Raw genomic sequence first — 26,515 nt, forward strand, 5'->3', positions numbered from 1 at the left:
CCAATCCATAACCCAACAAAGGGCTGAACCATGACTGAGCAAGAACAACCAGCGCAATCGCTGTTTGATTCATTGTCAACCAAAGGAAAAAAATTCGCTCGACCAACCACACCCAACCCCCACAACGAGGACCAGGCACAATCAGCCAAAACGAGGTATTGGCATCGATTTTTGACACGCTGTTGAGTTCTCAAGATTCACACGCACACCCCACACAACCCACCACATCAGGCGAACCGCACAAGGGGCAACTTCTCCAACTTACCGCTGTCCACGCTTGGGCGTCAACTCCGTGACCCGCTCTCAGAGCGGCCGGAGACCTACGCGCTTGGATCTTCAGCGGTGGCCCACCGTAGCAGTCTCGCTGCTCGGCTCCAAGTCCGCTTCCCTGACCTTGACGGCCAAGCCGATGGACCAAGATTCACTGGGCTGTCAGCCTGCGGGACCGGCCTGCCTGGGGCGACTGCGAAAGCCACCGCTTGGTGTCCGTTCCTCCCTCTCGGGCTGACATCGAGAACACTAGATCACGCCCGCCGCAGAAACCAAATCGGCGCCCGAGAGGGTGCTGATCGCCCCTCCGGGGTGGGTGGACGGGGGGCCCGGGCCCGTCAGCGACAGTCGGCCGGCCGGCCTCCCCAGTGCTCCGACCGTTCACTCGTCTCCCCCATCGGGGTCCACACCCCGCGGCCGATCATCACGGAGCGCAGGACGTCGGGACGGTCGGTGATGATCCCGTCCACCCCCATGTCGAGGAGCTCGTGCATCCGGGCGGAGTCGTCGACTGTCCAGACGACGACTCGCACGCCCAGGCGGTGGGCCCGCCGGAGCAGGGAGGCCGAGTGGATCGACAGCCGGCCGAGGTGGACCGGCACGTGGGCGAAGCGGCCACGCACGACGGAGGCCGGCGGCTGGACGCCCGCCTTGGAGGCCGAGATGAGGGTGACGAGCGAGCGCCAGCCGAGCGCGGTCCGCACGTGCGGGGCCTGGGAGGCGAGCATCTGCAACCACCCGTCCCAGGCCCCGGCGACACACACCCGCTCCGCGTAATCACGGCGCTGGAGCAACCGGGCCATGGGCGCGATGGCCGCGCGGTCCTTGAGGTCCACCGTGAAGCAGGCGTCGGGGAAAGAGACGAGCGCCTCCTCGAGGGTGGGGATCGGCTCGGTCCCGCCGACGCGCACCCGACGCTCCAGGTCGCGCAGGGACCAGTCACCCAGTCGACCCCGCCCCGTCGTGCAGCGATCGAGGGTCTCGTCGTGGAAGCAGACGAGGTGACCGTCCGCCGTCAGCTTGATGTCCGACTCGAGGTAGCGCAGTCCGAGAGCCGTGGACATCGCGAAGGCTGCCAGCGTGTTTTCCGGGGCGAGCAGCGCCCCACCGCGGTGCGCGATGGCCAGCGGCTCGCTCTCCTCGCCGTAGCTCATGTCTCGATGATGGACCCTGCGGAGAGCCTCCGGGCCGTGCTGGGGACGTCTGCGCCAACCGTTCACCGGGACTTCCCGGTCGCGTCGCCAGCAGGTCGCCGCGGGGCCCCCGGTCGCGCCGTGTCACTGCCTGATGTCGCGCAACCCGACCGGTGGGTAGGCTGATCGTCGAACTCACGTCACCCTCAGGTGGCTCGCACCGTCGACCAGGAGCAGCATGAGCAACGATCACGCCCGCACCGCCAGCACCGACCCCGCCGCCCGGCGCCTCGTCGGCCAGCCGGCTCCCGGCGACACCGAGCGCACCGTCGGCCAGCTCGTCGCCGACGCCTCGCACGACATCTCGGCCCTCGTCCAGAGCGAGATCCAGCTCGCCAAGGCGGAGGTCACCAAGGGGCTGTCCTTCGGCGGCAAGGGCGCCGGCCTCCTCGGGGGCGCGGCCTTCGTCGGGCTGCTCGGCCTGATCTTCCTCTTCCACACCCTCGCCCAGGTGATCGCCGTGTGGCTGCCGATGTGGGCCGGGTACCTCATCGTCACGGTGCTGCTCTTCGTCATCGCCGCCGTCGCCGGTCTGCTCGGTCTCAAGGCGCTGAAGAAGGCCAAGGAGAACACCGTGCCGCAGAAGGCGATCCGCAACGCGCAGGAGACGGTCGCCGCCATCAAGCCGGGCAGCTGAACCCGCCCGACGCCGCGGCCGCCCTCGTCGAGGGCCCGTGGGAGCACCGCTTCATCTCGGCCAACGGGGCCCGGTTCCACGTCACGTCGACGGGGACCGGGCCCGTTGTCCTCTTCGTGCACGGGTACCCGCAGTTCTGGTGGAGCTGGCGTGACCAGCTGCCAGCCGTGGCTGCAGCCGGGTACCGCGCGGTGGCGGTTGACCTGCGCGGCTTCGGGGCCAGCGACAAACCCCCTTCGGGCTACGACGCACCCACGGCGTGCGACGACCTCGCCGCCGTCATCCGCAGCCTCGGCGCCGAGCGGGTAGCGCTCGTCGGCCAGGGCCTGGGCGCCACCTTCGTCTGGAGCATGCCGACCCACCACCCCGGCGTGACCGCCGCGATCGCGCCCATGGGGATGCCGCACCCCGCAGTCTTCCACCACTCCATGTGGCGCCACCCCGTGCAGTGGCGCGCCAACCGCTACCTGCGGGCGATGCAGACCCCCTTCGCCTCGGAGCGGCAGTCGGTGAGCGTGGCGCGCCGGCTGCACGACTGGTCCGGCCACGACCGGTCCTGGATCACCGACGAGGTCGAGCGCCGCTACACCGAGGCGATGGCCTTCCCCTTCGCCGGGGTCGCCGCGGCGGAGTACCACCGGTGGTTCTACCGGTGCCGGCTCACGCCGACCGGCCTGCGGTACCTGCAGCGGGTCAAGGCTCCGGTGGAGGTGCCGGTCCTGCACCTGCACGGTGCGGAGGACCCGACCTCGCTGACGACGATGGCGGCGGAGTGCGAGCGGCACGTCACCGGGCCGCTCGAGGTGCGCACGGTGCCGGGCGCAGGGGCATTCGTCCCCGAGGAGGCGCCGCGGACGACCAACGAGGCGCTCATCGCCTGGCTGGCGGCCGTCCACCCGGCCCGGTGAGGTACTGCCGGACGAACCGCCACGGGAGGCGACGACGCCGGTCCGTGTCCCACGACTGGGTCAGACCGGCCGCGTCGAGGAGCACGCTGAGCAGCTGCGCGGTGAAGCCCCACACGAAGAGGCCGGCCACCTCGAAGCCCGGCCCCACGTAGCCGCTCGGCCCCTTGACCATGAAGCGGTTGGCGGGGTCGACGAGCTGTGCCACCGGCACCTGCTCGACCCGGGCCACCTCGCCGGGGTCGACCACCCGGAGCGAGCCGCCCTCCGGCCACCACCCGAGGACCGGGGTCACGGCATTGCTGCTCGGCCCGAGCCAGAGGTCCGGGAAGGACCCGACCACCTCGACGCGCTCCGGGTCGACGCCGACCTCCTCCCACGTCTCACGCAGCGCCGCCTCCACCGGGGTCTCCCCCGGGTCGAGCTTCCCGCCCGGGAAGGAGACCTGACCAGCATGACTGCGCAGGGACCCCGAGCGCTCGGTGAGGACGATGTCGTGCCCCGACTCCCCCGGGGTCACGAGCATGAGCACCGCGGAGCGACGCGGAGGCGCCTCCGGCGGGGCGAACTGCGTGAACCACCCCGGCAGGTCGGCCCGCAGGGAGTCCTCCGCGGTGAGCAACCAGTTCGGCGCGGCGGCGCTCACCCTTCGCTCCCGGCTGCGCTCGGCGCGAGCTCGTACCGCAGCAGGGACGCGGCCACCACGGGGTCGGTCTCTCCCACGCCGTAGGAGGGGCACCACCGGGCGACCGGGCAGGCGCCGCAGGCGGGCCGACGCGCGTGGCACGTGCGCCTGCCGTGGAAGATGATGACGTGGCTGAGCATCGTCCAGTCCTTGCGCGGGATGAGCTCGCCCACGGCGTGCTCGACCTTGACCGGGTCCTCCTCCGCGGTCCACCCCATGCGGCGCACCAGCCGCCCGAAGTGGGTGTCGACGGTGATCCCCGGGATGCCGAAGGCATTGCCCAGCACGACATTGGCCGTCTTGCGGCCCACTCCCGGCAGCTTGACGAGATCGGCCATGCGCGGTGGCACCTCGCCGTCGTGGCGCTCGACGAGGGCGGCTCCGAGTTTGATGACCGAGTTGGTCTTGGCGCGGAAGAAGCCGGTCGGCCGCAGCACCTCCTCCATCTCGGTGCGATCGGCGTCGGCGAGCGCCGCCGCCGTCGGCCACCGCGCGAAGAGCGTGGGCGTCACCTTGTTGACCGTCACGTCCGTCGTCTGCGCGGACAGGACCGTCGCCACGAGCAGCTGCAGCGGGGTGTCGAAGTCGAGCTCGCAGTGCGCGTAGGGGTACCGCTCCTGGAGCGTGCGGTACATCTTGCGGGACCGACGGGTCAGGGCCAGCTCGGACTCCTCGCGCACGACAGACACCCCCGCAGCCTAGGCCCCCTTGATGCGTGACACGTGGCACACTGCCCCCTGTGAACCTCGATGTCGTACGCCGCGCCCCGCTCTTCGCGACCCTTGACGACGCCGATGCCGCTGAGGTGATGGCGACGATGACTCCTGTGCGCATGGAGCGCGGGGACGTCCTCTTCAACGAGGGCGACCAGGGGGATCGTCTCTACGTGATCACCGAGGGCAAGATCAAGCTCGGCCGCTCGTCGAGCGACGGGCGGGAAAACCTGCTCGCGATCCTCGGGCCCTCCGAGATGCTCGGCGAGCTCAGCCTCTTCGACCCGGGCCCGCGCACGGCCACTGCGACCGCCGTCGCGGAGACCCAGCTCATCGGGCTGGGCAACGAGCAGCTCAGCCAGCTGCTCGGGGCGCACCCGCGCATCGCCGGCACGCTGCTCGCAGCGCTCGCCCGCCGCCTGCGTCGGACCAACGAAAACCTCGCCGACCTCGTCTTCACCGACGTCCCCGGTCGCGTGGCCAAGGCCCTCCTCGAGCTGAGCCAGCGCTTCGGGCGTCCGGTCGAGGACGGCGTGATGGTCGCCCACGACCTCACCCAGGAGGAGCTGGCGCAGCTCGTCGGCGCCTCCCGCGAGACGGTCAACAAGGCCCTGGCCGACTTCGCCGCCCGCGGCTGGCTGCGCCTCGAGGCCCGCGCGGTCCTCCTCACCGACGTCGAGCGCCTCCAGCGGCGCGCCCGCTGACCCCAGACTCCCCGCGAAGGGCCCGGCCGCCTCAGGCGCCGGGCCCTTCGCGCGTCCATCTGGATGAAGCGCGGATGGGGTGGCCAGCCCACGATCGGGAGATGGACCCAGCCAGCGGACGGTCCGCAGGCGCCTCAGGCGCCCTCGAGGTACCGCAGCTGCGCGAGCACCGACATCTTCGCCGCCGGCCAGACCGAGCGGTCGACCTCGGCGTAGACCGTGGCGACGACGGCGTCGGCGTCGGTCGCGCCGGCCGCCATCGCGGCCCGCACCTGCTCGAGCCGCTCCCGGCGGTGCAGGCGGTAGAAGTGGACCATCGCCGCCGCGTCAGGGACCGTCGGCCCGTGGCCGGGGAGGATCGAGGTCACGGCGCCGTTGCCGGTGAGCGCCGCGATGCGCTCGAGCGAGTCGAGGTAGGCCGCGAGCTCACCGTCCGGGTGGGCCACGACCGTCGTGCCGCGCCCGAGGACGGTGTCCCCCGTGAGCAGCGCGTGGTCGGCCTCGATCGCGAAGGAGACCGAGTCGGACGTGTGCCCGGGCGTCGCCACGACCCGGACCTCCAGCCCTCCGGCGCGCAGCACGGCGCCATCGGCGAGGTCGTCGTGGCCGCGTCCGACGGCGCTGACCGGCGCACCGGTCAGCGCGACGAGTCGCGGCACGCCCTCGTCGTGGTCACGGTGACCGTGGGTGACGACGATGCGCGCGACCCGGGCGCCGAGACCACTCACGTGATCGACGACGCGCTGCTGGTGCTCCGGCTCGTCCTCGCCGGGGTCGATGACGATGGCCTCGGTCCCCCCGGGCGCCAGCAGGACCCAGGTGTTGGTGCCGTCGAGGGTCATCGGCCCTGGATTGCCCTGCACGAGGCAGTGGGCGTGGTCCGTGATCTGTCCGCCCACCCACTGGCCGAAGGGAGCGGTGGGCTCGGGTGCGACGGCGCCGGTCACGGCAGTTGCACCCGCATCGCGGGCCCGGCGTCGGTGTCGACGAGGACAGGCATGACGGGGGCGATCGTCAGGTCGACGGCGAGCGCAGCGCTCACCGTGCTCGTGGCCGCCAGCTCCTCGAGGCAGACGAGCGTCGGGGGCATGAGCAGGATGTCGCCGTCCTCGAAGGCTCCCAGGGCGGCCGCCGGGCGCAGCCACTCGGAGCGGTCAGCCTCGCTCGTCTCCCCGTCGGGCTCCTGCCCCGCCGGCACGGCGGCGATGAAGAAGCGGGTGTCGTAGCGACGCGGCTCGACCTCGGCGGTGATCCAGTGCGCGCGGTAGCGCAGCAGATCGCTGCGCAGCACGAGGTGCTGGTCCAGCAGGACCTGGCCGAAGCCGATCTCGTGGGCGACGAGCTTGGCCCGCAGGTCGGCGGCGACCTCGGCGTCCAGGCGCGCGGGCTCCCCCTTCGTCGTGCCGTCGTCTGCGGCGGGCGAGGCGAGGAGGACACCGGTCTCCTCGAAGATCTCGCGGACCGCGGCCGCGACGAGCATCTGCGCGCTCGCCTCGTCGGTGCCGAGGAGCTCGGCCCACTCCTCGACGGGCGGGCCGGCCCAGGGCAGCTCGTCGTCGGCATCGCGGCGGTCGACGCCACCGCCCGGGAAGACGTGCAAGGACGGGGCGAAGGCCATCGACGAGACCCGACGCAGCATGAAGACCTCGAGCGGGCCCTCGTCGTCACGCACGAGCATGACCGTCGCCGCCAGCTTGATCGGCGCCGGCTCGAGCACCTCCGGACGCTCGCCGTCCAGCCCGAGCAGGGCCTCGCGGGCCTGCCCGAGGAGGAAGTCCCGCTCGGCCATCAGGACCGGACCCGGACCGTCACCTCGACCTCGACAGGCGCCCCGAGGGGCAGTGCTGCGACGCCGACCGCGGAGCGGGCGTGCTCGCCGGCCGCGCCGAAGACCTCGCCGAGGAGCTCACTCGCGCCGTTGATGACGCCGGGCTGCCCGGTGAAGTCAGGAGCGCTGGAGACGAAGCCGACGACCTTGACGACCTGCTCGATGCGGTCGAGGTCGCCGATGACCGAGCGGATCGCGGCGATCGCGTTGATGGCGCAGGTGCGCGCAAGATCCTTGGCGACCTCGGGGTCCACCTCCGCCCCGACGTGGCCGGTCGTGGGCAGCGCGCCGTCGACGAGGGGCAGCTGGCCCGAGGTCAGGACGTGGTCACCGTCGACGATCGCGGGCACGTAGGCGCCCGCGGGGGCGGGCGGGTCGGTCAGCGTGATGGACAGCTCTGCCAGGCGGTCGTCGATGCGTCCCATCAGGCGGCCTTGGGGCGCTTGAGGTAGGCCACGAGGTTGCCCCCGTCACCCTGCAGGACCTGCACGAGCTCCCAGCCGTCCTCACCCCACTGGTCGAGGATCTGCTTGGTCGCGTGGACGATGAGCGGAACGGTGACGTACTCCCACTGGGTCATGTCGGCACCTTACTCGTAGGCTGTCGGGCGTGACCCGCCGCTCCGACTCCCCCGTCCGCCTGCACGTCGTGACGGGCAAGGGCGGCACGGGCAAGACGACCGTCGCCACCGCCATGGCACTGGCCCTCGCCGCGCGCGGCCAGCGGGTACTTCTGGCCGAGGTCGAGGGACGCCAGGGTCTGTCGCAGGTGCTCGACGTCGCTCCGCTCGGCACGGAGGAGCGCACCCTCGTCACCGACCCCTCGGGTGGCGAGGTGGTCGGCCTGTCCGTCGATGCCAAGACCGCCCTGCTCGAGTACCTGCAGAAGTTCTACAAGCTCGGCCGCGCCGGCTCCGTCCTCGAAAAGGTCGGCGCCGTCGACTTCGCGACGACGATCGCCCCGGGCGTGCGCGACGTCCTGCTCATCGGTCGCGTCTACGAGGCGGTCGGCCGCGTGACGAAGGGGGCGAAGAAGCGCCCCGTGTACGACGCCGTCATCCTCGATGCCCCGCCCACCGGCCGGATCGGCCGCTTCCTCAACGTCAACTCCGAGGTGTCGGAGGTGGCGAGGGTCGGACCGGTGCGCAACCAGGCCGACTCGATCACCCGGCTGCTGCAGAGCCCCACGACCGCGGTGCACCTCGTCACCCTCCTCGAGGAGATGCCTGTGCAGGAGACGCTCGATGCCATCGAGGAGCTCGGCGGCCTCTCGCTGCGGGTCGGCTCGGTCATCGCCAACGGTGTCCGCGAGCCGCTCGTCGCCGACGCCGACGCCCCGGCCGTCGCGGCGCAGGACGACGACGTGCGCGCCCGGCTCGAGGCAGGACTCGCGGCCGTGGACGTCACCGCCGGCCCGGCCCTCGTGCGCGGGTTGCTCCAGGAGGGCGCCGACCACGTCCACCGGGCCCGGCTGCAGGCGGAGCAGCGGGAGGTACTCGACCAGATCTCCCTCCCGGTGCGGGTCCTGCCCCACCTCAGCGACGGGGTCGAGTCGGGCGAGCTGCGGTTGTTTGCCGACACCCTGACCGAGCAGGGAGCACTCTGATGGCCAAGGACCTCGGCCCCGGACTCGACCTCGACGAGGTCATCGGTGACCCGGAGCGGCGGATCATCGTCTGCTGCGGCTCGGGAGGAGTGGGCAAGACGACGACGGCGGCCGCGCTCGCGCTCCGTGCCGCCGAGCAGGGACGCCGCGTCGTCGTCCTGACGATCGACCCGGCCCGGCGCCTCGCGCAGTCACTCGGCCTCGAGGCGCTCGACAACACCCCCCGCCCGGTGGCCGGCATCGACACGTCGGCCGGCGGCTCGCTCGACGCGATGATGCTCGACATGAAGCGGACCTTTGACGAGGTCGTCGAGGCGCACGCCTCCCCCGACAAGGCCGCGCAGATCCTCGCCAACCCCTTCTACGTCGCCGTGTCGAGCTCCTTCGCGGGGACGCAGGAGTACATGGCGATGGAAAAGCTCGGCCAGCTGCGCGGCCTGATGGCCGACGGCACCCGGGACTGGGACCTCGTCATCGTCGACACCCCGCCCTCCCGGTCCGCGCTCGACTTCCTCGACGCGCCCCAGAGGCTCGGTTCCTTCCTCGACGGACGCTTCATCCGGCTGCTCACGGCACCGGCCAAGGTCGGTGGCCGGGCCTCGCTCAAGGTCTTCAGCGCCGGGGTCTCCCTCGCGAGCGGCATCATGACCAGGCTGCTCGGCGGCGAGTTCCTCCGCGACGTCCAGACCTTCGTCGCGGCGATGGACACGATGTTCGGCGGCTTCCGCCAGCGCGCCGACGAGACCTATGCCCTCCTCTCCCGGCCCGAGACGGCCTTCGTCGTCGTCGCCGCCCCCGAGCGGGACGCCATGCGGGAGGCCGGCTTCTTCGTCGAGCGTCTGGCGAGCGATCGGATGCCGCTGGCCGGGGTCCTCGTCAACCGGGTGCACGTCGCCGCGGCCAAGCAGATGGGGGCCGGGCGCGCGGACGACGCCGCCGCCCAGCTCGAGGAGCTGGGCGGCCACGACGTCGCCGCGGCCCTGCTGCGGGTGCACGCCGAGGTCGCCGAGACCGCAACGCGGCACCGTGGTGTCGTCACCCGATTTCGCACCTCGCACCCCGGAGTGCCGGTCGGGACCGTGCCCGCCCGCTCGGTCGACATCCACGACCTGGAGGGACTGCGCGAGGTCGGCGCATCGCTCGGGGGAGGCTGACCCCCTTCGTCGGCCCGCGCGGGCTCCCGGCCACGCTCAGGTAGCCCGGTTACCCTGTCGGCATGTCTGACTCCGGGATGCCTCACCTCGTCCGGCTGCTCGGCGCCTTCCTGGCGGTCGCGGTCGGGATCGGACTCATCGGCGCCGGCATCGTCATCCCGCTCGCGGGGGCGACCGGTGGGGCCGCGAAGTCGACGGCGACGGGCTTCAACAACCTCGACGACGAGTTCACCGCCAACCCGCTGGCCCAGCAGTCGAAGATCTACTCGGCCGACAACAAGCTGCTGGCGACGCCCTACGACGCCAACCGCATCGTCGTGCCGCTGAACAAGATCTCGCCGACGATGCGCAAGGCGCAGATCGCCATCGAGGACAGCCGCTTCTACGAGCACGGCGGCATCGACGTGCGTGGCACGACGCGAGCCCTCGTCTCCAATGCCTCGTCGGGCCAGACCCAGGGTGGCTCGTCGCTGACCCAGCAGTACGTCAAGATCATGCTGCAGGAAAAGGCGATCCGTGAGGACGACCAGGACGCCGCCCGCGCGGCGACCGAGAAGACCTACAGCCGCAAGCTCCAGGAGCTCAAGTACGCGCTCAACGTCGAGAAGACCCACACCAAGGACCAGATCCTCTCCGGGTACCTCAACCTCGTGTACTACGGCGACCTCGCCTACGGCGTCGAGGCAGCCTCGCTGCACTACTTCAGCAAGCACGCCAAGGACCTCAACCTCGGCGAGTCCGCGACCCTCGCCGGCCTGGTCCAGTCCCCCGACACGCTCAACCCGGTGAAGAACCCAGAAGGCGCCCAGGAGCGCCGCGACGTCGTCATCACCCGCATGCAGCAGCTCGGCATGGTGACCCCCGAGGCGGCGGACAAGGCCAAGTCGAAGTCGGTCAAGAGCATGCTCAAGGTGCGCAAGAACGAGGGCGGCACCTGCTCCAAGGCCGCTGACCCGTACTTCTGCAACTACGTCATCCAGTACCTGCGCCAGATGCCCGAGCTCGGGCCCGACCCGGACGCCCGTATGCAGGCCGTCAACACCGGTGGTCTGACGATCAAGACGACGCTGCGTCGCGACTGGCAGAAGCAGCTCAAGGAGGACCTCACCGACCGGGTCCCGGCCGGCACCGACAAGTTCGGCGCCGCCGGTGCGCTCGTTGAGCCGGGCACGGGCAAGGTGCGGGCCATCGCCCAGACCTCGACCTACAAGGTCGGCCTGAAGAAGGCCTCGACGAAGTACTCCGAGCAGGCCTGGAGCGTGCCCGCGCAGTACGGCGGCACCAACGGCTTCGCCATCGGCTCGACGGCGAAGATGTACGCCCTCGTCGCGGCGCTCGAGAAGGGCAAGCCGCTCAACTCGACGGTCAACGCTCCGCCGGCCGGCGTGAAGAACCCGCACACCTTCCAGGCCAGCGAGTTCCAGTCCAAGTGCACCGGTGACGTCGCCGGGTGGCCGGTCTCCAACGACTACCAGATCGGCGGCACCATGACGCTGGCCGAGATGACGAAGAAGTCGATCAACACCGCCTTCGCCCAGCTCGCCTCGGACGTCGGCTCGTGCAACATCCCCAAGGTCATGTCCAAGATGGGGCTGACCGACGGCTACGGCCTGCCCTACGGCCTGAGCTACGCCGACGGCAAGAAGGTCAAGGACGACTACGCGATCTCCAACCTCGTCCTCGGCTCCGACTCCACGTCGCCCCTGCAGCTCGCTTCCAGCTACGCGACCCTCGCCGCCGACGGCAAGTACTGCCCGCCCAACCCGATCGAGTCGATCACGACGGCGAGCGGCAAGAAGATGAAGATCAAGAAGCCCGCATGCAAGCAGGTCATCGAGCCCGACGTCGCCCGCGGCGTCACCCAGCTGCTGCTGGGCCCGCTCGAGCCGGGCGGCACCGCGGCCGGCAACGACCTGGACGGCGGCCGCCAGGCCGCTGGCAAGACCGGCACGACGGACAACCACAAGCAGTCCTGGTTCGCCGGCTACACCCCGCAGCTGTCGACCGCGATCTGGGTCGGCTCCCCGATCCGCGAGTACGACATGGACGGCATCACCCTCGGTGGTCGCTACTACGGCCAGGTCTTCGGTGGCACCATCGCCGCCCCGATCTGGAGCGAGATCATGAACGAGGCCTCCAAGGACATGCCGAAGAAGACCTTCAAGAAGCCCGGCCAGAAGGTCGTCAACGGCGACATGCGGGACATCCCCGACGTCACCGGTCTCGGCCCGACGCAGGCCGAGGAGCAGCTGAAGAAGGCCGGCTTCAAGGCCAAGGTCGGCAGCCAGGTCAACAGCGGCGTCCAAGCCGGAGCGGTCGCCTACACCCAGCCGCGGGGCAAGGCTCTCAAGGGCGCCACGGTGACGATGTACATCTCCAACGGCACACCGCCCTACACCCCGCCGCCGGCGCCGTCGACGACGCAGGCACCCCCTGCACCGTCAACGACCCAGCGCCCTTCCTCGAGCAGCTCGTCGTCGAGCTCGGCACCCACGTCGACGTCGAAGACCAGCTCGAAGACGAAGAACCGGCCCAGCCCGTCGTCGTCGAGACCCAAGCGGACGGCGTCACCCGACGAGGACTGACGCATGACGAAGGGGGTCGGGCCAGTGGCCCGACCCCCTTCGTCGTGTCCGTGGCTCAGCCGGCGAGGCGGGCCTTGACCCGGGCAGCGATGGCGCCGCCGTCGGCCCGGCCGGCGGCCTCGCCCTGCGCGAGCTTCATGACCTGCCCCATCTGGGCCATCGACGTCGCGCCGACCTGCTCGATCGCCCGGTCGACGATGGCGGTCAGCTCCTCGTCGCCCATCTGCTCGGGCAGGTAGCCCTCGAGCACGGCGAGCTCCGCCTCCTCGCGGTCCGCGAGCTCGGGGCGCTGGGCGTCGCGGTAGGCGGTGGCCGACTCCTTGCGCTTCTTGGCCTCCTTGGCCACGACCTTGAGCGTCTCCTCGTCGCTGAGCTCGCGGGCGGTGGTCCCGGAGACCTCCTCGTTGCTGATGGCGGTGAGGGTCATGCGCAGGGTGGCCACGCGCACCTCCTCGCGGGCCCGCATCGCGGCGTGCAGGTCGTGCTGGAGGGTGGCCTTGAGGGTGTCGGTCATGACTCGATTGTCTCAGCCCTCGAGCATCCCGTCGCTCCCTTTGCAAGGATGGGGTCGTGACACTCCCCCCTTCGACGCGCCTCGTGGCCGGCGCGGCCGCTGCGGGCGCCGCCGCTTTGGCGTGGGGCACCCTCGTCGAGCCGCGGCTCTTCACCCTGCGGAGGTACGCCCTGCCGGTGCTCCGGCCGGGGTCCCTGCCGGTGCGGGTGCTGCAGCTCAGCGACATCCACATGGTCCCCGGGCAGCGGACCAAGGCGGAATGGATCCGCGGGCTGGCCGCCCTCGAGCCCGACCTCGTCGTCAACACCGGCGACAACCTCAGCCACCTCCAGGCCGTCCCCCACGCGCTCGAGGCACTGAAGCCGCTGCTGGAGCGCCCCGGGGTCTTCGTCATGGGGTCCAACGACTACTACGGGCCGACGCCGAAGAACCCCGGCCGGTACCTGACCAAGGACTACGCCAAGGTCGTCGCCGAGCGCGTCGCGCTGCCGACCGAGGAACTGCGCTCGGGCATGACCGACGCCGGCTGGGTCGACCTCGACAATGCGCGGACGAGCCTGCACCTCGGCGGCCAGCGGATCGACCTCGTCGGCGTCGACGACCCGCACATCGAGCGCGACGACTACGCCTCGGTCAGCGCCCCCGCTGCGGCCGACGCGACGACGGTGGGCGTCGCCCACGCCCCCTACCAGAGGGTGCTCGACGCGATGACCGCTGACGGAGCGCGCCTCGTCATCGCCGGGCACACGCACGGCGGGCAGCTGTGCGTGCCCGGCTACGGCGCGCTCGTCACCAACTGCGACCTCGACCGTGGTCGGGCGAAGGGGGTCTCCCGCTGGTGGCCGGGTGCCGGCACCTCGACACCCCGCCCGAGCGACGCGGCGTGGCTGCACGTCTCCGCCGGCCTCGGCGCGTCGCGGTACGCCCCCGTGCGCTTCGCCTGCCGGCCCGAGGCGACCCTGATGACGCTCGTCCCGGAAGGACTCGACCGATGAACCTGCGCGAAGTCGTCTCACTGGCAGCCGCGGTGGCCTTCGCCGGGGGGACCTCCACCTGGGCCCTGGCCGATGCCGCCCCCGCCGTGGACCTGCCCCCGGCCCCGACGCTGTCCACGTCGACCTCGGACCCCTCGCCCTCGACGACCAAGAAGAAGGCGAAGAAGAAGGCGAAGAAGACCTCGACCTCAAGCTCGACCACGTCGTCCGTCTCGTCGGAGCCCACCGAGACCGAGACCCCCGAGCCCACCTCCGAGACGTCGACGTGGACCCCGGAGACGACGAGCGAGCCGGTCGAGCCGACGACGACGTGGACGCCTCCACCGACATCGACCTGGACGCCTCCACCCGCGGACCCGCCGCAGGAGACGGGCACCCAGCCCGGCGACGGGACCACCGGGGAGACGACGGGTCAGGGCACGACCGACGACTCCACCGACGGCCTGACGACGACCCTCGAGGGCGGCCAGGGAGCCACCTCGTCAGAGCCCGGCTGACCTCGATTGTCACTCCGGACGGCGACTGGGTTATCCTTCCTTGTCGCCGCCTGACGCAGGTGGTGGACAGCTCGGGGTGTGGCGCAGCTTGGTAGCGCGCTTCGTTCGGGACGAAGAGGCCGCAGGTTCAAATCCTGTCACCCCGACCGTGTGATGTCTCAGGACATCGGCATAGCCGGACCTACAACATCGTAGGTCCGGCTCGTGCTTTTCGGCCGCCCGGCGGCGTTGGTGTCAGCTGGTCCCCCGTCTCCGGGCAGCCCGGTGACACCAACGGTCACCAGGCGACATCACCGACGTCAGGCAGGGCCAGGGCCCCGCGCACTGTGGCCGCGCCACAGGACCGGACGGCAGGTCTGTGACCGAGCCCCAAGCGCATCGTCAATCGCGCTCACGACGCTGGTCGGACAGCTCGAAGCCATCAACGGAGATCGCGAGTGAACATGTTCGACTACGTCATCGTCGGCGCCGGCTCGGCCGGCTGCGCCCTGGCCGCCCGGCTGACCGAGGACCCCGAGGTCTCGGTCGCCCTCGTCGAGGCCGGCCCGGCGGACACCGTGGACGAGGTCCACATCCCGGCCGCCTTCCCGAGCCTCTTCAAGGGCCCGCTCGACTGGGACTACGACACCGAGCCCGAGCCGGGGATCGACGGCCGCCGCGCCTTCCCCGCGGCGGTGACGCTGCGCGCCGGGTCGAGCGCGACCGAGGACGACGTGCGCCAGTTCGTCCGCGAGCGCGTGGCGCCCTACAAGTACCCCCGGGTCATCTGGCTCATGGACGAGCTGCCCAAGGGCCCGACCGGCAACTGCGCCGGGAGGTGCGAGCGGGCCACACCACACCCACCGTCGCGGCCGGCTGACCGCCGGCCCGAACCCCCAGCCGGGTCCTCCTCGGGATTGCATACAAGCCCCCCACTTGTATACATTGAGCGCACCGACGCCCCGAGGAGGACCCTTTCCATGACCGCACGTCCCTGCTTCCACCTGGCCATCCCCGTCGACGACATCACCAAGGCCCGCGAGTTCTACGGCGGCGTCCTCGGCCTCGAGGAGGGTCGCTCCGACACCCTCTGGGTGGACTGGAACTTCTACGGCCACCAGGTCGTCACCCACCAGACCGCCGCCGGCTCCCCCGGACCGGCCGGGCACAACTCCGTCGACGACCACCAGGTCCCCGTGCCCCACTTCGGAGCCGTGCTGTCGTACGACGACTTCCACGACCTGGCCGGCAAGATGAAGGCGGCCGGAGCCACCTTCGTCATCGAGCCCTACCTGCGCTTCGAGGGCCAGGCCGGCGAGCAGTGGACGATGTTCTTCCTCGACCCCGCCGGCAACGCCATGGAGTTCAAGGCCTTCGCGGACGAGTCGCAGATCTTCGCCAAGTAGGGTCCCCGCGTGACCGCCACCCCGTCGACGGAGACCAAGGCCGGCCGACTGCTCGCCGCCCTGCGCGACGACATCCTGAGCGGTCGCCTCGCCCCCGGTGACCCCGTCGACGAGGTGGCCACGGCGCAGGAGCACGAGGTCTCCCGCACCCCGGTGCGGGAGGCCCTGCGCGCGCTGACGAGCGAGGGCCTGCTCGTCCCCGGGCCGCGCCGCCAGCTGCGGGTCGTCGACGTCTCGCCCGAGCACCGACGCGAGGTGACCTCCCTGCGCGTCGCCCTGGAGTGCACCGCCGCCGAGCCGGCCTGCGAGCACCGCACCGACGACGACCTCGACCGGCTCCGCGGGCTCGTGAGCCGCCAACGCCGCGAGGCGAAGGGGGGCGACGTCGCCGCCTTCCTCGAGGCCGACGAGGCCTTCCACCGCGCGCTCGCCGAGGCCGCCGGCATGCCCACCCTGCTGCGCCTGCTCGACCAGCTCGGCGCCTTCGTCCGGCTCGCCCGGCTCGGGCAGCCCACCCCGCAGCGCCACATGGTCGCGCTGGCCCGCGAGCACGACCACCTCGTCGACCTGCTCGAGGCCGGTGACGGCCCGGCCCTCGAGGCGGCCCTCGCCGAGCACATCCGCAGCACCGCGCTGCGCGACTGACTAGCCTGCAGGCATGAGCGCCGACCCCTGCCCCTGCGGCACCGGCTCCCCCTTCGCCTCGTGCTGCGGCCCGCTGCTGGCGAGCGAAGGCCAGGCCGAGACCGCCGAGCAGCTCATGCGCAGCCGCTACACCGCCCACGTCTACGGCAACGCCGAGCACCTCTGGCGCACCTGGGACGGCCGGACCCGGCCCCCCGAGGTGCACCTCGACGACACCCGCTGGCTGGGGCTGGAGGTCCGCGAGGTGGTCGCCGGCGGCCCCGACGACTCCACCGGCGTCGTCGACTTCGTCGCCCGGTACGAAGGGGGCCAGCTCGCCGAGCGGAGCGAGTTCACCCGACGTGGCGGCCGATGGTTCTACACGAAGGAGATCCCGTGACCGAGGTGCAGTACGCCGTCGCCGAGCACATCGCGACGATCACGCTCGACGCACCTGACCGGCGCAATGCCCTGACCGTGGAGATGTCCCGCGAGCTCATCGACGCTGCGCGCACGGCCGAGGCCGACCCCGAGGTCTGCGCGGTCGTCGTCACCGGCGGCCGCCACTTCTGCGCAGGTGCCGTGCGCGAGGTCCTCGCCGACGTCGGCCGCGACCCCGTCGAGGACACCGCCTATCGCAACCTTGAGACCGTCTACGCGGCCTTCACGACGATCGGCACGATCGAGCTGCCGACGATCGCCGCGGTGCGCGGCGCGGCCGTCGGCGCGGGCCTCAACCTCGCGCTCGCGACCGACCTGCGGGTCGTCTCGACGACGGCGCGACTGCTGCCGGGCTTCGCCCAGATCGGGATCCACCCCGGCGGGGGCCACTTCTCGCTGCTCCACCGCACGACCGGCAGCCGCGAGCTCACCGCGGCGATGGGGCTCTTCGGCGAGGAGGTGCGCGGCGAGCGTGCCGTCGAGCTCGGTCTCGCGTGGTCCGCCCACGAGGACGACGAGGTCGAGCAGGCCGCTCGCGACACCGCCTCTCGCGTCGCCGCCGACCCCGAGCTCGCCCGCCGCCTCGTCCGCAGCTTCCGCCGCGAGACCGCGCCGGGCGGCGTGCCGTGGGAGGTCGCCGTCGAGCTCGAGCGCTCGCCCCAGATGTGGTCGCTGCGGCGCAAGCACGAGGGCTAGGGGTCGCGTGCAGCGGGTTCCGCGGAGGCAGGGCTGGGGGTGGCCCTAAGGAAAAGTCCGGACTGGTCGGCCTGCGATGTCGCCTTGGCCTGCAGGTCCGGACTTTCCCATGAGTCGGGCCGACCCCCACCCTGCCTCCGCTCTACGGCGCGCCCCGCCGTGGCTCGACCTCAGTCGGCGTGGGGCTGGCCGATGTCGTGCAGCAGGTCGGCGAACCAGGGGGTGGCGGGGTCGAAGGCACCGCCACCGGCGATCCGCTCGAACTCGATGAGGCGCAGCTCGTCGGCGCGCTCCTCGTCCTGGCCGACGACGCCTGATCCACCGTCGAGGGCCGCCCGGACGGCGAGCTCGGCGCTGCGGGCGATGAGGTCACGGTCCTCGGCGTTGGGCGCGCCGGAGCGGGCGAAGTAGCCCGACTTCCACACCTTCGACTTGTCCGCGCCGACCCGGTCGGCCAGAGCGTCCGCGATCCGCTCCCCCGGGTCGATCTCGTCGAGGCTGACGTGCCCGAAGGCATCGCGCGTCACGTCGGCGCCATCCGCCTCGAGGGAGGCCACGATCTCGTCGACGCCGGCACCCTCGGCGACGAAGACGTTGGCACAGTCGAGCTCGTCCATGACGGCCCGCAGTCGCCTCCCTTCGGCCTCGAGGTCGAGGTCGAGCTCGGGCACGTACACGGCGTGCACGTCCCACCGGCGGGGGTCGTTGCCGATGCCCGGGACGAACTCACGCGAGGCGAGGTCAGCCCGGTAGCGCCGCGCGGTCTCCGCGGTGAGCCAGCCGCTGTGGCGGCCCATGATCTCGTGGACGACGAGCATGCGCGGGCTGGAGGAGTGCTCTGCGATGACGTGGCGGGCGAAGAGTGCCCCCTGCTCGGCCGCAGTCCAGGCGCCGAGGCTCTGCCGGATCGGCACGATGTCGTTGTCGATCGTCTTGGGCAGACCGATGACCTGCAGCTCGTGGCCCTCGTCGGACAGGTGCGCCGCGAGGTCTGCGGCCGTCGTGCTCGTGTCGTCGCCACCGATGGTGTGCAGCACGTCGACTCCGTCGGCCACGAGCTGGTCCGCCGCCACCCGAAGGGGGTCGGCCCCCTCCGGCACGAGGCCGCGCCGGGCGGCGTCGGCGGCATTGGTCAGCTTGACCCGGGAGTTGCCGAGCGGGGACCCACCGAAGGCGTGCAGCCGGGTGGCGGTGGCCCGCACCTCGTCGGTGATCTCGACGTGCCGGCCGGTGAGCAGGCCTGCGTACCCGTCGAGGTAGCCGATGATGCGCACGTCGGGCGCGACCCGGGTGTACTCCTCGATGAGTGCCCCCACCGCCGAGGAGAGGCAGGGCGCGAGCCCCCCGGAGGTGAGGAGCGCGACGGTCCGGACCGTCACGAGCCCTCGGGCGTGCAGGGCTTCTGGATCGTCTCGGCCGGGCGGACGTAGGGCTTGACCTCCGGGACCTGCGAGGCTGGCTTGAGGTCGTCCCACTTGTTGCCGAGGACGAGGTCGACCTTGTTGGTCGTGCGGTCGTCCTTCTGCAGCTGGACACCCTCGACCTGCTGGGCGAGGCGCTTGGCGGCGCGCTGCCCCTCCGGGCCGAAGCGGATGATCGCGACCTCGTCCTCGAGGAAGCTCATCTTCGGGTCGTTGCCGGTGGCCTTGACCTTGAAGCCGCGGTCCTTGAGATCACCCGCCACCTCGGAGGCCAGCCCCTCCTGCCACGTCGTGTTGTAGACGTTGAGGGTGATCTCGGAGGGCGCGGGCAGCGGCGGCTCCGGCTCGGAGACGAGCTTGTCGAAGCCGTAGCCCAGGACGAGCTGCACGCTGTCACCGGGGCGCGCGTCGTTCCAGACCTTGGAGCCCGGGATCTGCTTCTGGAGGAGCAGCGCGTTGTCGCGGCCCTCGGGGCCGTAGTAGATCGTGGCCGCGCCCTTGACGTAGACCGAGCTGTCCGCATTGCCGACCGACGTGATCGAGAAGTCGCGCAGGGTCAGCTCTCGAGCGACGTCGGTGCCCAGCCCGTCGGTGTCGTTGCTGTTGAGCAGCTGGATGTCGAAGGAGTCGCGCTCGGGTGCCGGCTCGACGATCGGAGCGCACGTGGGGGTCTCGCTCCCGATGAGACCGGTGCCGTAGGCGGTCGCGACCGTGGCCGTGCCCAGGACGAGGCCGGGGAGGGTGACGAAGAGGAGGAGGCGACGGCGACGCTGGCGACGGTAGTGCTCGGCGGCTGCGCCCTCGAGCTCGTCGAAACCCACGACCCGGTAGGTGACCGGAGTGTCGTCCGAGTGCTGGTCCACGTGCTGACCCCTGTCCTTCCGTGCTGTCCCCGCCACAAGTGTACGTGGTGCTCACATTCACTCTGACCACACCAGTCACACAAGTCACACGGCGTGATCGTTCCCGGACCGAGACCGATCCGTCATCACCAGTGTTGACGCGCAGGGTGACGCGTCGGTTGCGCGCGGGTCACGACGCGGCGACGCCGCGGCCGCGCAGCGGGGTCAGCCGGCGCGGATCTCGTCCGCCACGAGCTCGGCGACGAGCAGCATCGCGCTCGCCCCGCGACGGGTGGTGTCCGCGCTGACGAAGAGGTCGACGTGGTGGCCCGCCCCCTTCGGCTGGCGGATCCGCCCGACGAACCGCGGGTCGATGCCGACGCTGTCCACCGGCGTCGGGACCTCGCCGGTCTGCTCGTCGAGGTGCACGAGAGAGGGAGCCGCGACGCAGGCCTGACGCACCTTGTCGATCGCCACCGGCCGCGCGCAGCGGGCGTGCAGCGCCATGGAGTGCGCGAGGACGACCGGCACCTGGACGAGCGTGGCGACCACCGGGACGCTCTCGTGCAGCCCGAGGACCTTGCGCACCTCCGCACCGACGGACAGCTCGGCGGAGGTGAAGCCCCCTTCGTCGGGCTGGCCGACCCAGGGGATGACGTTGAGCGCCAACGGCGCGGGGAAGGGAGAGCCGACCGGCAGGTCGGAGACCGCCGCACGCACGTCGCCCGGGTGCTGGCCGATCATCGGCTCGGCGGCGACGGTGTGCAGCTCTTCGCGCAGGCGGGCCACGCCGGCGTCGGACTTCGACACCGCCGCGATGAGACCGGTGACGACGAGGTGCTGCAGCTCCCAGCCCTGGTGCAGCACGTGCGCGGCGTCGATGAGCCCCCAGGTCACCGGCCCCGGCAGGGCGATGATGCCCTTGGACCGCTCGGCGACGAGGTGGGAGTTGATGCCCGGCACGACGAGCGGGACGTCCGGGTCGCCCCGGTGGGCCGCGCTGGCGTCCACGACGACGGCTCCGGCCGCGACGGCTCGGGCCGCCCACTCGGGCGTGATCTCCGGGGCGAGATTGAAGAGGGCGACGTCGACGCCCTCGAAGGAGTCCTCGCGGAGCACCTCGATCTGCTGCTCCCGGCCGCGCACGCCCAGGGTCCGGGTCGTGACGCCCGGTGCGAGCAGGCGGATGTCGCCCCAGCGGTCGTCACGCAGGGCGAGTGCGGAGACGATGGCCTCCGCGAAGCGCCCCGTCGCCCCCACCAGGGCCAGGGTCGGCCCGGTGGACGGCGACGGGGAGGCGGTCACCGACCCGTGCCCGCGTAGACGACGGCCTCGCCCTCGTCGGAGTCCAGGTCGAAGGCCGTGTGGAGCGCCCGCAGGGCGTCGTCGAGCTGGTCGGCGCGGGTCACCACGGAGATCCGGATCTCCGAGGTCGAGATCATCTCGATGTTGATGCCCGCGTCGGCGAGCGCCTTGAAAAAGGTCGCCGAGACGCCGGGGTTGGTGCGCATGCCGGCACCGACGAGGGAGAGCTTGCCGATCTGGTCGTCGTACTGGATCGACTCGAAGCCCACCTCCTCCTTGGTGCGCATGAGTGCCTCGACGGCGACCTGGCCGTCGCTCATCGGCAGGGTGAAGGAGATGTCGGTGCGGCCCGTGTCCGCCTCGGACACGTTTTGCACGATCATGTCGATGTTGACCTGCGCCTCGGCGATGGTCGTGAAGATCTGGCCGGCGCGCCCCGGCTGGTCGGGGACCCCGACGACGGTGATCTTGGCCTCGCTGCTGTCGTGGGCGACACCCGCGATGATCGGTTCTTCCATGTCCTCGGCTCCTTCAGCGTCGGGGGGCAGGACCCACGTGCCCTCCTTCGAGGAGAAGGACGAACGCACGTGGATGGGGATGTTGGAACGGCGCGCGTACTCGACGCACCGCAGATGGAGCACCTTGGCACCGCTCGCGGCGAGCTCGAGCATCTCGTCGTGGGAGATGCGGTCGATCTTGTGCGCGGTGCTGACGATGCGCGGGTCGGCGGTGAAGATGCCGTCGACATCGGTGTAGATCTCGCAGACGTCCGCCTCGAGCGCTGCGGCGAGGGCCACGGCCGTCGTGTCGGAGCCACCACGACCGAGCGTGGTGATCTCCTTGGTCCCCTGGCTCACGCCCTGGAAGCCGGCGACGATGACGATGTGCTTCTTGCCGAGGGCCTCGGTGATGCGGCCCGGGGTGACGTCGATGATCTTGGCCTTGCCGTGGGCGGTGTCGGTGATGACACCCGCCTGGCTCCCGGTGAAGGAGCGCACGCTGTGTCCCAGGTCGGCGATGGCCATGGCGACGAGAGCCATCGACATCCGCTCACCCGCGGTGAGCAGCATGTCCATCTCGCGCGGCGGCGGGACGGGGCTCACCTGCTCCGCGAGGTCGAGCAGCTCGTCGGTGGTGTCTCCCATGGCCGAGACGACGACGCACACGTCGTGGCCCGCCTTCTTCGTCTCGACGATGCGGTGCGCCACGCGCTTGATGCTCTCGGCATCGGCGAGCGACGAACCGCCGTACTTCTGGACAACCAGGCTCAAGGGACATCTCCGTGATGGTCTCGCGGGTCCGGCCCGGGCACGGGCCGGCACGACCCCTCGAGGATAACGACCCGAGCCTCCCAGACCGACTCACGTCCACGGGACGCGACGAGGCTCACCCGTGGAGGGCGTCGAACTCCGCCTCGCCGACGACCTCCGGGTCGGCGTCGAGACGCAGGTGGGCGAGCAGGGTCTGCAGGACCCGGACGGCCATCGCCGCGCGGTCGCCCCAGTCGGCGAGATAGCTGTACTGCCACCACCACAGAGCCTCGACGGTGCGACCGGCGTCGTGGTGCGCCAGACCGTGTGCGAGGGCGGCCGCGACGACTGCGAGGTCGTTGCTCAGCGACCCGCGGGTGGTCTCGACCGAGGTGACGGGGTCGACGACGTCGGCGTACTCGTCGACGCCGTCGAGGAGCCGGGACAGCCCCTCCCGCAGTGGGTCGAGCTCGGTGTCAGGGCCGGGGTCACGCTCGAAGCGCTCGTCGAGGACGACGTCGGCGATCGCCCCGAGCCGGGCCCCGACGAGCTGGATCTGGCTCGTCGTGAGCAGCAGGAGCGGGATGGCGCTCTCCGGCGCGGCACCCGAGGCGATCTCCGCCACGGTTGCCAGCCAGCTGCGGGCCTCGGCGGCGCACTCGTCCGCGAGCAGCGTGGTCTCGTCAGGCATTGAGCAGCTTCCTCCCTTCGAAGGCACGCCCGAGCGTGACCTCGTCGGCGTACTCGAGGTCGCCGCCGACCGGCAGGCCGGAGGCGAGTCGCGTGACCCGGATGTCGAAGGGGGACAGCAGCCGAGCCGTGTAGGAGGCGGTGGCCTCGCCCTCGAGGTTGGGATCGGTCGCGATGATCACCTCGGCGACGGTCCCGTCGGACAGGCGCGCCATGAGCTCGGTGAAGCCCAGGTCGTCCGGGCCGACGCCGTCCATGGGGCTGATGGCCCCGCCGAGCACGTGGTAGCGCCCCCGGAACTCGCGGGTGCGCTCGATGGCGACGACGTCCTTGGGCTCCTCGACGACGCAGATGGCACTGGCATCACGCCGCGGGTCTGCGCAGATCCGGCACTGGGGCCCCTCCGCGACGTTGCCGCAGGTCTCGCAGAAGGCGACCTTGTCCTTGACCTCGCTGAGGGTCTGGACGAGCCGCTGGACGTCCTGCGGGTCCGCCTGCAGGAGGTGGAAGGCGATCCGCTGGGCACTCTTGGGGCCGACCCCGGGCAGCCGCCCGAGCTCGTCGATCAGGTCCTGGACCACACCTTCGTACACGCCTCGACCCTACGCCCCGGCGGCCGCGGTCGGCAGCACCGGCATGCGGGTCGCCGTCACTCCTCGCGGATGACGGTGCCGCCGAGGATGCGCTCGATGACCGCCGGGCCGGCCGCACCCGCGTCGATGATGTCCTCGTCGTCGTCGCTCACCGAGGAGTCGTCGGGCTCCGCCGGCGGGCTCGGCTCCGGGGCGGGCTCGGGAGCGGGCGCCGTCGCCCAGGCCGGCGCCGAGGCTGCGCTCGACGGCGCACTCCCCCAGTCGGCGCCCATCGGCCCACCGGCCGGTGCGGGCACCCCGACGTCTGGCACCGGCGCCGCTGGCGCACCCGTCGGGGCTCCAGCCGAGGTGGCCTCGGGAGAGGGGCCCGCCGACGACGACTGGGGTGCAGCCGGTGCGGCGCTCGCCGGCTGCGAGGTGGCCTGTGCACCGCCTCCTGCCGGTGCCGTCCCCAGGTCGTGGGGCACCCCCTCGACGCGGGCGTCGACCCCGAGGGCGTCGACGAGGGCCTGCCGCACGACCTCGGCGTGGGACCCGTTGCGGAAGGCATTGGCCAGACCGACCGTGGCGATCCCGAGCACGAGTCGCTGCCCGTCGTAGCTGATGACCTGGGCGTGCTCGGACAGGAAGGTCCACGTGGCGCGACGCATCTGGTAGATCCGCCCGAGGACGTCGGGCCAGCTGCGGCGCAACGCCTCGACGTCGATGCCCCCGGTCGCCGGGGTCGACGCAGCGGGCGCGCTCTCGGCCTCGGGCTGCCCCGCCGCCGGGTCGGGCGTAGTGGCAGCGGGCTCGGGCTCGGCGGCAGCGGGAGGCTCGGCCGGCGCCTGAGGAGCGGACTGCGGGCCAGCGCTCGAGCGGCCGGGAGCGGGCTGCGCCCGCTGGTGCTCGGCCGACAGGGGCGCCTCGTCGGCCTGCGGTCGCGGCTGCGGCTCGCGCTGCTCCCTCTGCTCGGGCTCGGACGTCGCCGGCTCCGCGGGCGCTGCTGCCGGGGTCGGTGCGGGGGCGCCGGGCGCCGCGACGACGGGGGCCTGCGCGGGCACGGGCGCGACGGGTGCCGCCTGCGGGGGGCGGGGGGCTCCCCCTTCGCTCGTGGGGACGCCACCGACGTCGAGCCGACGCTCGAGCCGGTCGAGGCGCGCGGCGTACCCAGACTCGCCGGCTGCGGCCGGGAGCAGGACGCGCGCGGCGATGATCTCCAGCTGGACCCGCGGCGAGGTCGCACCGGTCATCTCGGTGAGGCCGGCGTTGATGATGTCGGCGGCACGGGAGAGCGACGCCGGCCCGAAGGTGGCCGACTGCTGGCGCATGCGGTCGATCTGGTCGCCCGGCAGCCCGCGCAGGATCGCGGCGGCGCCGTCCGGGGCCGCCGCCACGACGATGAGGTCGCGGAACCGCTCAAGCAGGTCCTCGACGAAGCGCCGGGGGTCGAGGCCGGTCTCGATGACCGAGTCGATGACGCGGAAGACGCCGGCGGCGTCGTCGGCGCCGAAGGCCGTCACCGCTGCGTCGAGCAGCTCGCCGTCGGTGAAACCCAGGAGGGCCGCGGCCCGCTCGTAGGTCAGGCCGGACTCGTCGCTCCCTGCCATGAGCTGGTCGAGGACGGACAGCGAGTCACGCACCGACCCGCCACCGGCCCGCACGACGAAGGAGAGGACACCCGGCTCGACGCGCACTCCCTCGGCGGCGCACAGCTGCTCCATGTACTCCTGCAGCCGCGCTGGCGGGACGAGACGGAAGGGGTAGTGGTGGGTCCGGGAGCGGATCGTGCCGATGACCTTTTCGGGCTCGGTGGTCGCGAAGATGAACTTCACGTGCTCGGGCGGCTCCTCGACGATCTTGAGCAGCGCGTTGAAGCCCTGCGGCGTCACCATGTGCGCCTCGTCGATGATGTAGATCTTGTAGCGGCTCTGCGCGGGGCCGAAGGAGGCCCGCTCGCGCAGGTCACGGGCGTCGTCGACACCGCCGTGGCTCGCGGCGTCGATCTCGATGACGTCGACGGTCCCGGCCCCGCCGCGGGAGAGGGCCGTGCACGAGTCACACTGCCCGCACGGGGTGGGCGTCGGCCCCTGCTCGCAGTTGAGGCAGCGGGCCAGGATGCGCGCACTCGTCGTCTTGCCGCACCCACGCGGCCCGGAGAAGAGGTAGGCGTGGTTGACCCGGCCCGACCGCAGTGCCTGCATGAGCGGATCGGTCACGTGCTCCTGCCCGATGACGTCGGCGAAGGTCTCGGGGCGGTAGCGGCGGTACAGCGCGGTGCTCACGGGCACGACTCTACGTGCGCACGACGACAGCGAGCTCCCCCGCGACCGCCTGTGGACGACGGCGCCCGACGGCGCGTCTACGGCGGCAGCGGGAGAGGTCGGTGCGGGACTGCGTCAGGAGCGAAGGGAGGCGGTCGCGTCCGTCAGGCGCGTCAGCTGGCGCAGGACGTTGCCCAGCTCCTTGGTGCGTCGCTCGGCCGGCGCGAAGACGTCGCCGTCCTCGCGCTGCTCGACCTCGAGCATCGTTGAGAAGGAGACCTGGCCGCGGACGACGTGCATCTGCGCGTTTGCGAGGATCGTGCGCCAGTGCTCGACCGCACGCACGCCGCCGTCGGCGCCGTAGGAGACGAGAGCGGCACCCTTGTGCACCCACTCGGGGTAGAGGACGTCGAAGGCATTCTTCAGCGCGGCCGGCACACCGTGGTTGTACTCGGGCGTGACGAAGACGTAGCCGTCGAACTCGTCGATCTTCGCGCTCCAGCGCCGGGTGTTGGGGTTGTCGTACTGCCGCTTCGCGGCGCCGGGGACCGTCGGCTCGTCGAGGAGGACGAGGCCGTAGTCGGCGAGGTCGACGAGCTCGTACTCGGCGTCATCACGACCGGCGGCCTGGGCCATGACCCAGTCGGCGACCTGGGCGCCGAAGCGGCCGGGTCGGGTGCTGCCGAGGATGATGGCGATCTTCACGGAGGGACTCCTTGGGGTGGCGCAGTCGGGGCGCG

General features: G+C 71.6%; 28 protein-coding genes and 1 tRNA gene. 13 read left to right on the forward strand and 16 right to left on the reverse strand.

Translation table 11 applies throughout. The features are described 5' to 3' along the window. Positions 1-608: 608 nt before the first annotated feature. Complete coding sequence (locus AB4Y78_RS13775; protein WP_007926744.1) at positions 609-1,424, reverse strand: glycerophosphodiester phosphodiesterase family protein; 816 nt, start codon at positions 1,422-1,424, stop codon at positions 609-611. Positions 1,425-1,641: 217 nt separating this feature from the next. On the opposite strand from AB4Y78_RS13775, the gene AB4Y78_RS13780 reads away from it, so the two are divergent. Next, positions 1,642-2,100 carry a phage holin family protein gene (locus AB4Y78_RS13780; RefSeq protein WP_007926746.1) on the forward strand — a complete coding sequence of 153 codons (459 nt, stop codon included), beginning with the start codon at positions 1,642-1,644 and terminating at the stop codon, positions 2,098-2,100. A 53-nt stretch (positions 2,101-2,153) separates the two neighbouring features. Next, positions 2,154-3,008, forward strand: a complete 855-nt coding sequence (locus AB4Y78_RS13785) for an alpha/beta fold hydrolase (protein ID WP_441715534.1) — start codon at positions 2,154-2,156, stop codon at positions 3,006-3,008. Here the strand turns inward: AB4Y78_RS13785 and AB4Y78_RS13790 are convergent. Both AB4Y78_RS13790 and nth read right to left on the reverse strand, forming a co-directional pair. Next, positions 2,971-3,651, reverse strand: coding sequence for an NUDIX hydrolase (locus AB4Y78_RS13790; RefSeq protein ID WP_007926749.1), 681 nt, complete (start codon positions 3,649-3,651; stop codon positions 2,971-2,973). The genes AB4Y78_RS13785 and AB4Y78_RS13790 overlap by 38 nt on opposite strands. Further along, a complete protein-coding gene (gene nth, locus AB4Y78_RS13795; RefSeq protein WP_083853685.1) occupies positions 3,648-4,325 on the reverse strand; it encodes an endonuclease III in 678 nt (225 codons plus the stop codon). The genes AB4Y78_RS13790 and nth overlap by 4 nt, the downstream gene beginning before the upstream one ends. A gap of 104 nt (positions 4,326-4,429) precedes the next feature. Between nth and AB4Y78_RS13800 the strand changes: the two genes are divergently transcribed. Then, entirely contained in the window at positions 4,430-5,107 is a 678-nt protein-coding gene (locus AB4Y78_RS13800; RefSeq protein ID WP_007926753.1) for a Crp/Fnr family transcriptional regulator, read from the forward strand. A gap of 134 nt (positions 5,108-5,241) precedes the next feature. Here the strand turns inward: AB4Y78_RS13800 and AB4Y78_RS13805 are convergent, their stop codons facing one another. Genes AB4Y78_RS13805 through AB4Y78_RS13820 form a run of 4 tightly spaced genes read right to left on the reverse strand, consistent with a single transcriptional unit; the run spans position 5,242 to position 7,515 of the window. Beyond that, the gene (locus AB4Y78_RS13805; RefSeq protein WP_441715516.1) at positions 5,242-6,054 is read right to left on the reverse strand and encodes an MBL fold metallo-hydrolase; all 813 of its coding nucleotides are present in this window, start codon (positions 6,052-6,054) and stop codon (positions 5,242-5,244) included. Next, entirely contained in the window at positions 6,051-6,896 is an 846-nt protein-coding gene (locus tag AB4Y78_RS13810) for an NUDIX hydrolase (RefSeq protein ID WP_441715518.1), read from the reverse strand. The genes AB4Y78_RS13805 and AB4Y78_RS13810 overlap by 4 nt, the downstream gene beginning before the upstream one ends. Continuing rightward, positions 6,896-7,360 carry a RidA family protein gene (locus AB4Y78_RS13815; RefSeq protein ID WP_259911467.1) on the reverse strand — a complete coding sequence of 155 codons (465 nt, stop codon included), beginning with the start codon at positions 7,358-7,360 and terminating at the stop codon, positions 6,896-6,898. The genes AB4Y78_RS13810 and AB4Y78_RS13815 overlap by 1 nt, the downstream gene beginning before the upstream one ends. Continuing rightward, positions 7,360-7,515: a DUF4177 domain-containing protein gene (locus AB4Y78_RS13820; protein ID WP_007926759.1), complete on the reverse strand. Its 156-nt coding sequence runs from the start codon at positions 7,513-7,515 to the stop codon at positions 7,360-7,362. Before AB4Y78_RS13820 ends, AB4Y78_RS13815 begins: the two co-directional genes overlap by 1 nt. Before the next feature lie 29 nt (positions 7,516-7,544). Between AB4Y78_RS13820 and AB4Y78_RS13825 the strand changes: the two genes are divergently transcribed. From AB4Y78_RS13825 to AB4Y78_RS13835, 3 genes are all read left to right on the forward strand, one after another. Continuing rightward, on the forward strand, positions 7,545-8,540 hold the full coding sequence (locus AB4Y78_RS13825; RefSeq protein ID WP_259911465.1) for an ArsA-related P-loop ATPase: 996 nt from the start codon (positions 7,545-7,547) through the stop codon (positions 8,538-8,540). Then, entirely contained in the window at positions 8,540-9,694 is a 1,155-nt protein-coding gene (locus AB4Y78_RS13830) for an ArsA family ATPase (RefSeq protein WP_259911463.1), read from the forward strand. Before AB4Y78_RS13825 ends, AB4Y78_RS13830 begins: the two co-directional genes overlap by 1 nt. Positions 9,695-9,756: 62 nt before the next feature. After that, complete coding sequence (locus tag AB4Y78_RS13835; protein WP_259911461.1) at positions 9,757-12,279, forward strand: transglycosylase domain-containing protein; 2,523 nt, start codon at positions 9,757-9,759, stop codon at positions 12,277-12,279. A gap of 55 nt (positions 12,280-12,334) precedes the next feature. Here AB4Y78_RS13835 and AB4Y78_RS13840 read toward each other — a convergent pair whose 3' ends face one another. Continuing rightward, positions 12,335-12,793 carry a GatB/YqeY domain-containing protein gene (locus AB4Y78_RS13840; RefSeq protein WP_259911459.1) on the reverse strand — a complete coding sequence of 153 codons (459 nt, stop codon included), beginning with the start codon at positions 12,791-12,793 and terminating at the stop codon, positions 12,335-12,337. Positions 12,794-12,849: 56 nt separating this feature from the next. On the opposite strand from AB4Y78_RS13840, the gene AB4Y78_RS13845 reads away from it, so the two are divergent. The 7 genes from AB4Y78_RS13845 (at position 12,850) to AB4Y78_RS13875 (ending at position 17,431) form a co-directional block, all read left to right on the forward strand. Further along, entirely contained in the window at positions 12,850-13,788 is a 939-nt protein-coding gene (locus AB4Y78_RS13845; protein WP_441715522.1) for a metallophosphoesterase, read from the forward strand. Further along, positions 13,785-14,285: a hypothetical protein gene (locus AB4Y78_RS13850; protein ID WP_441715524.1), complete on the forward strand. Its 501-nt coding sequence runs from the start codon at positions 13,785-13,787 to the stop codon at positions 14,283-14,285. Before AB4Y78_RS13845 ends, AB4Y78_RS13850 begins: the two co-directional genes overlap by 4 nt. Before the next feature lie 72 nt (positions 14,286-14,357). Beyond that, a tRNA-Pro gene (locus AB4Y78_RS13855) sits at positions 14,358-14,431 on the forward strand. A gap of 297 nt (positions 14,432-14,728) precedes the next feature. Next, the gene (locus tag AB4Y78_RS13860) at positions 14,729-15,670 is read left to right on the forward strand and encodes a VOC family protein (protein ID WP_441715526.1); all 942 of its coding nucleotides are present in this window, start codon (positions 14,729-14,731) and stop codon (positions 15,668-15,670) included. 9 nt (positions 15,671-15,679) lie between these two features. Next, a complete protein-coding gene (locus AB4Y78_RS13865; RefSeq protein ID WP_259911446.1) occupies positions 15,680-16,315 on the forward strand; it encodes a GntR family transcriptional regulator in 636 nt (211 codons plus the stop codon). A gap of 13 nt (positions 16,316-16,328) precedes the next feature. Next, positions 16,329-16,694: a YchJ family protein gene (locus AB4Y78_RS13870; protein ID WP_259911445.1), complete on the forward strand. Its 366-nt coding sequence runs from the start codon at positions 16,329-16,331 to the stop codon at positions 16,692-16,694. Further along, entirely contained in the window at positions 16,691-17,431 is a 741-nt protein-coding gene (locus AB4Y78_RS13875) for an enoyl-CoA hydratase-related protein (protein ID WP_441715528.1), read from the forward strand. Before AB4Y78_RS13870 ends, AB4Y78_RS13875 begins: the two co-directional genes overlap by 4 nt. 170 nt (positions 17,432-17,601) lie before the next feature. Here AB4Y78_RS13875 and AB4Y78_RS13880 read toward each other — a convergent pair whose 3' ends face one another. The 8 genes from AB4Y78_RS13880 to AB4Y78_RS13915 all read right to left on the reverse strand — a co-directional run bounded on the left by AB4Y78_RS13880 (position 17,602) and on the right by AB4Y78_RS13915 (position 26,480). Continuing rightward, positions 17,602-18,810, reverse strand: a complete 1,209-nt coding sequence (locus AB4Y78_RS13880) for a pyrophosphate--fructose-6-phosphate 1-phosphotransferase (protein ID WP_282072386.1) — start codon at positions 18,808-18,810, stop codon at positions 17,602-17,604. Continuing rightward, positions 18,807-19,715 carry a LytR C-terminal domain-containing protein gene (locus AB4Y78_RS13885; protein WP_007929506.1) on the reverse strand — a complete coding sequence of 303 codons (909 nt, stop codon included), beginning with the start codon at positions 19,713-19,715 and terminating at the stop codon, positions 18,807-18,809. Before AB4Y78_RS13885 ends, AB4Y78_RS13880 begins: the two co-directional genes overlap by 4 nt. Before the next feature lie 204 nt (positions 19,716-19,919). Further along, positions 19,920-20,999: an aspartate-semialdehyde dehydrogenase gene (locus AB4Y78_RS13890; protein ID WP_441715531.1), complete on the reverse strand. Its 1,080-nt coding sequence runs from the start codon at positions 20,997-20,999 to the stop codon at positions 19,920-19,922. After that, entirely contained in the window at positions 20,996-22,270 is a 1,275-nt protein-coding gene (locus AB4Y78_RS13895; RefSeq protein ID WP_007929517.1) for an aspartate kinase, read from the reverse strand. The genes AB4Y78_RS13890 and AB4Y78_RS13895 overlap by 4 nt, the downstream gene beginning before the upstream one ends. Positions 22,271-22,385: 115 nt before the next feature. Beyond that, positions 22,386-22,940, reverse strand: a complete 555-nt coding sequence (locus AB4Y78_RS13900) for a DUF5063 domain-containing protein (protein WP_259911435.1) — start codon at positions 22,938-22,940, stop codon at positions 22,386-22,388. Beyond that, the gene (recR, locus tag AB4Y78_RS13905) at positions 22,933-23,532 is read right to left on the reverse strand and encodes a recombination mediator RecR (protein ID WP_306514359.1); all 600 of its coding nucleotides are present in this window, start codon (positions 23,530-23,532) and stop codon (positions 22,933-22,935) included. Before recR ends, AB4Y78_RS13900 begins: the two co-directional genes overlap by 8 nt. Positions 23,533-23,588: 56 nt before the next feature. Beyond that, complete coding sequence (locus AB4Y78_RS13910; RefSeq protein ID WP_441737230.1) at positions 23,589-25,796, reverse strand: DNA polymerase III subunit gamma and tau; 2,208 nt, start codon at positions 25,794-25,796, stop codon at positions 23,589-23,591. Positions 25,797-25,910: 114 nt separating this feature from the next. Further along, complete coding sequence (locus AB4Y78_RS13915; protein ID WP_007927683.1) at positions 25,911-26,480, reverse strand: NADPH-dependent FMN reductase; 570 nt, start codon at positions 26,478-26,480, stop codon at positions 25,911-25,913. Positions 26,481-26,515 lie beyond the last annotated feature (35 nt).

This window comes from Janibacter sp. RAF52, from assembly GCF_052114035.1.
In the GTDB taxonomy this organism is placed as follows: domain Bacteria; phylum Actinomycetota; class Actinomycetes; order Actinomycetales; family Dermatophilaceae; genus Janibacter; species Janibacter hoylei.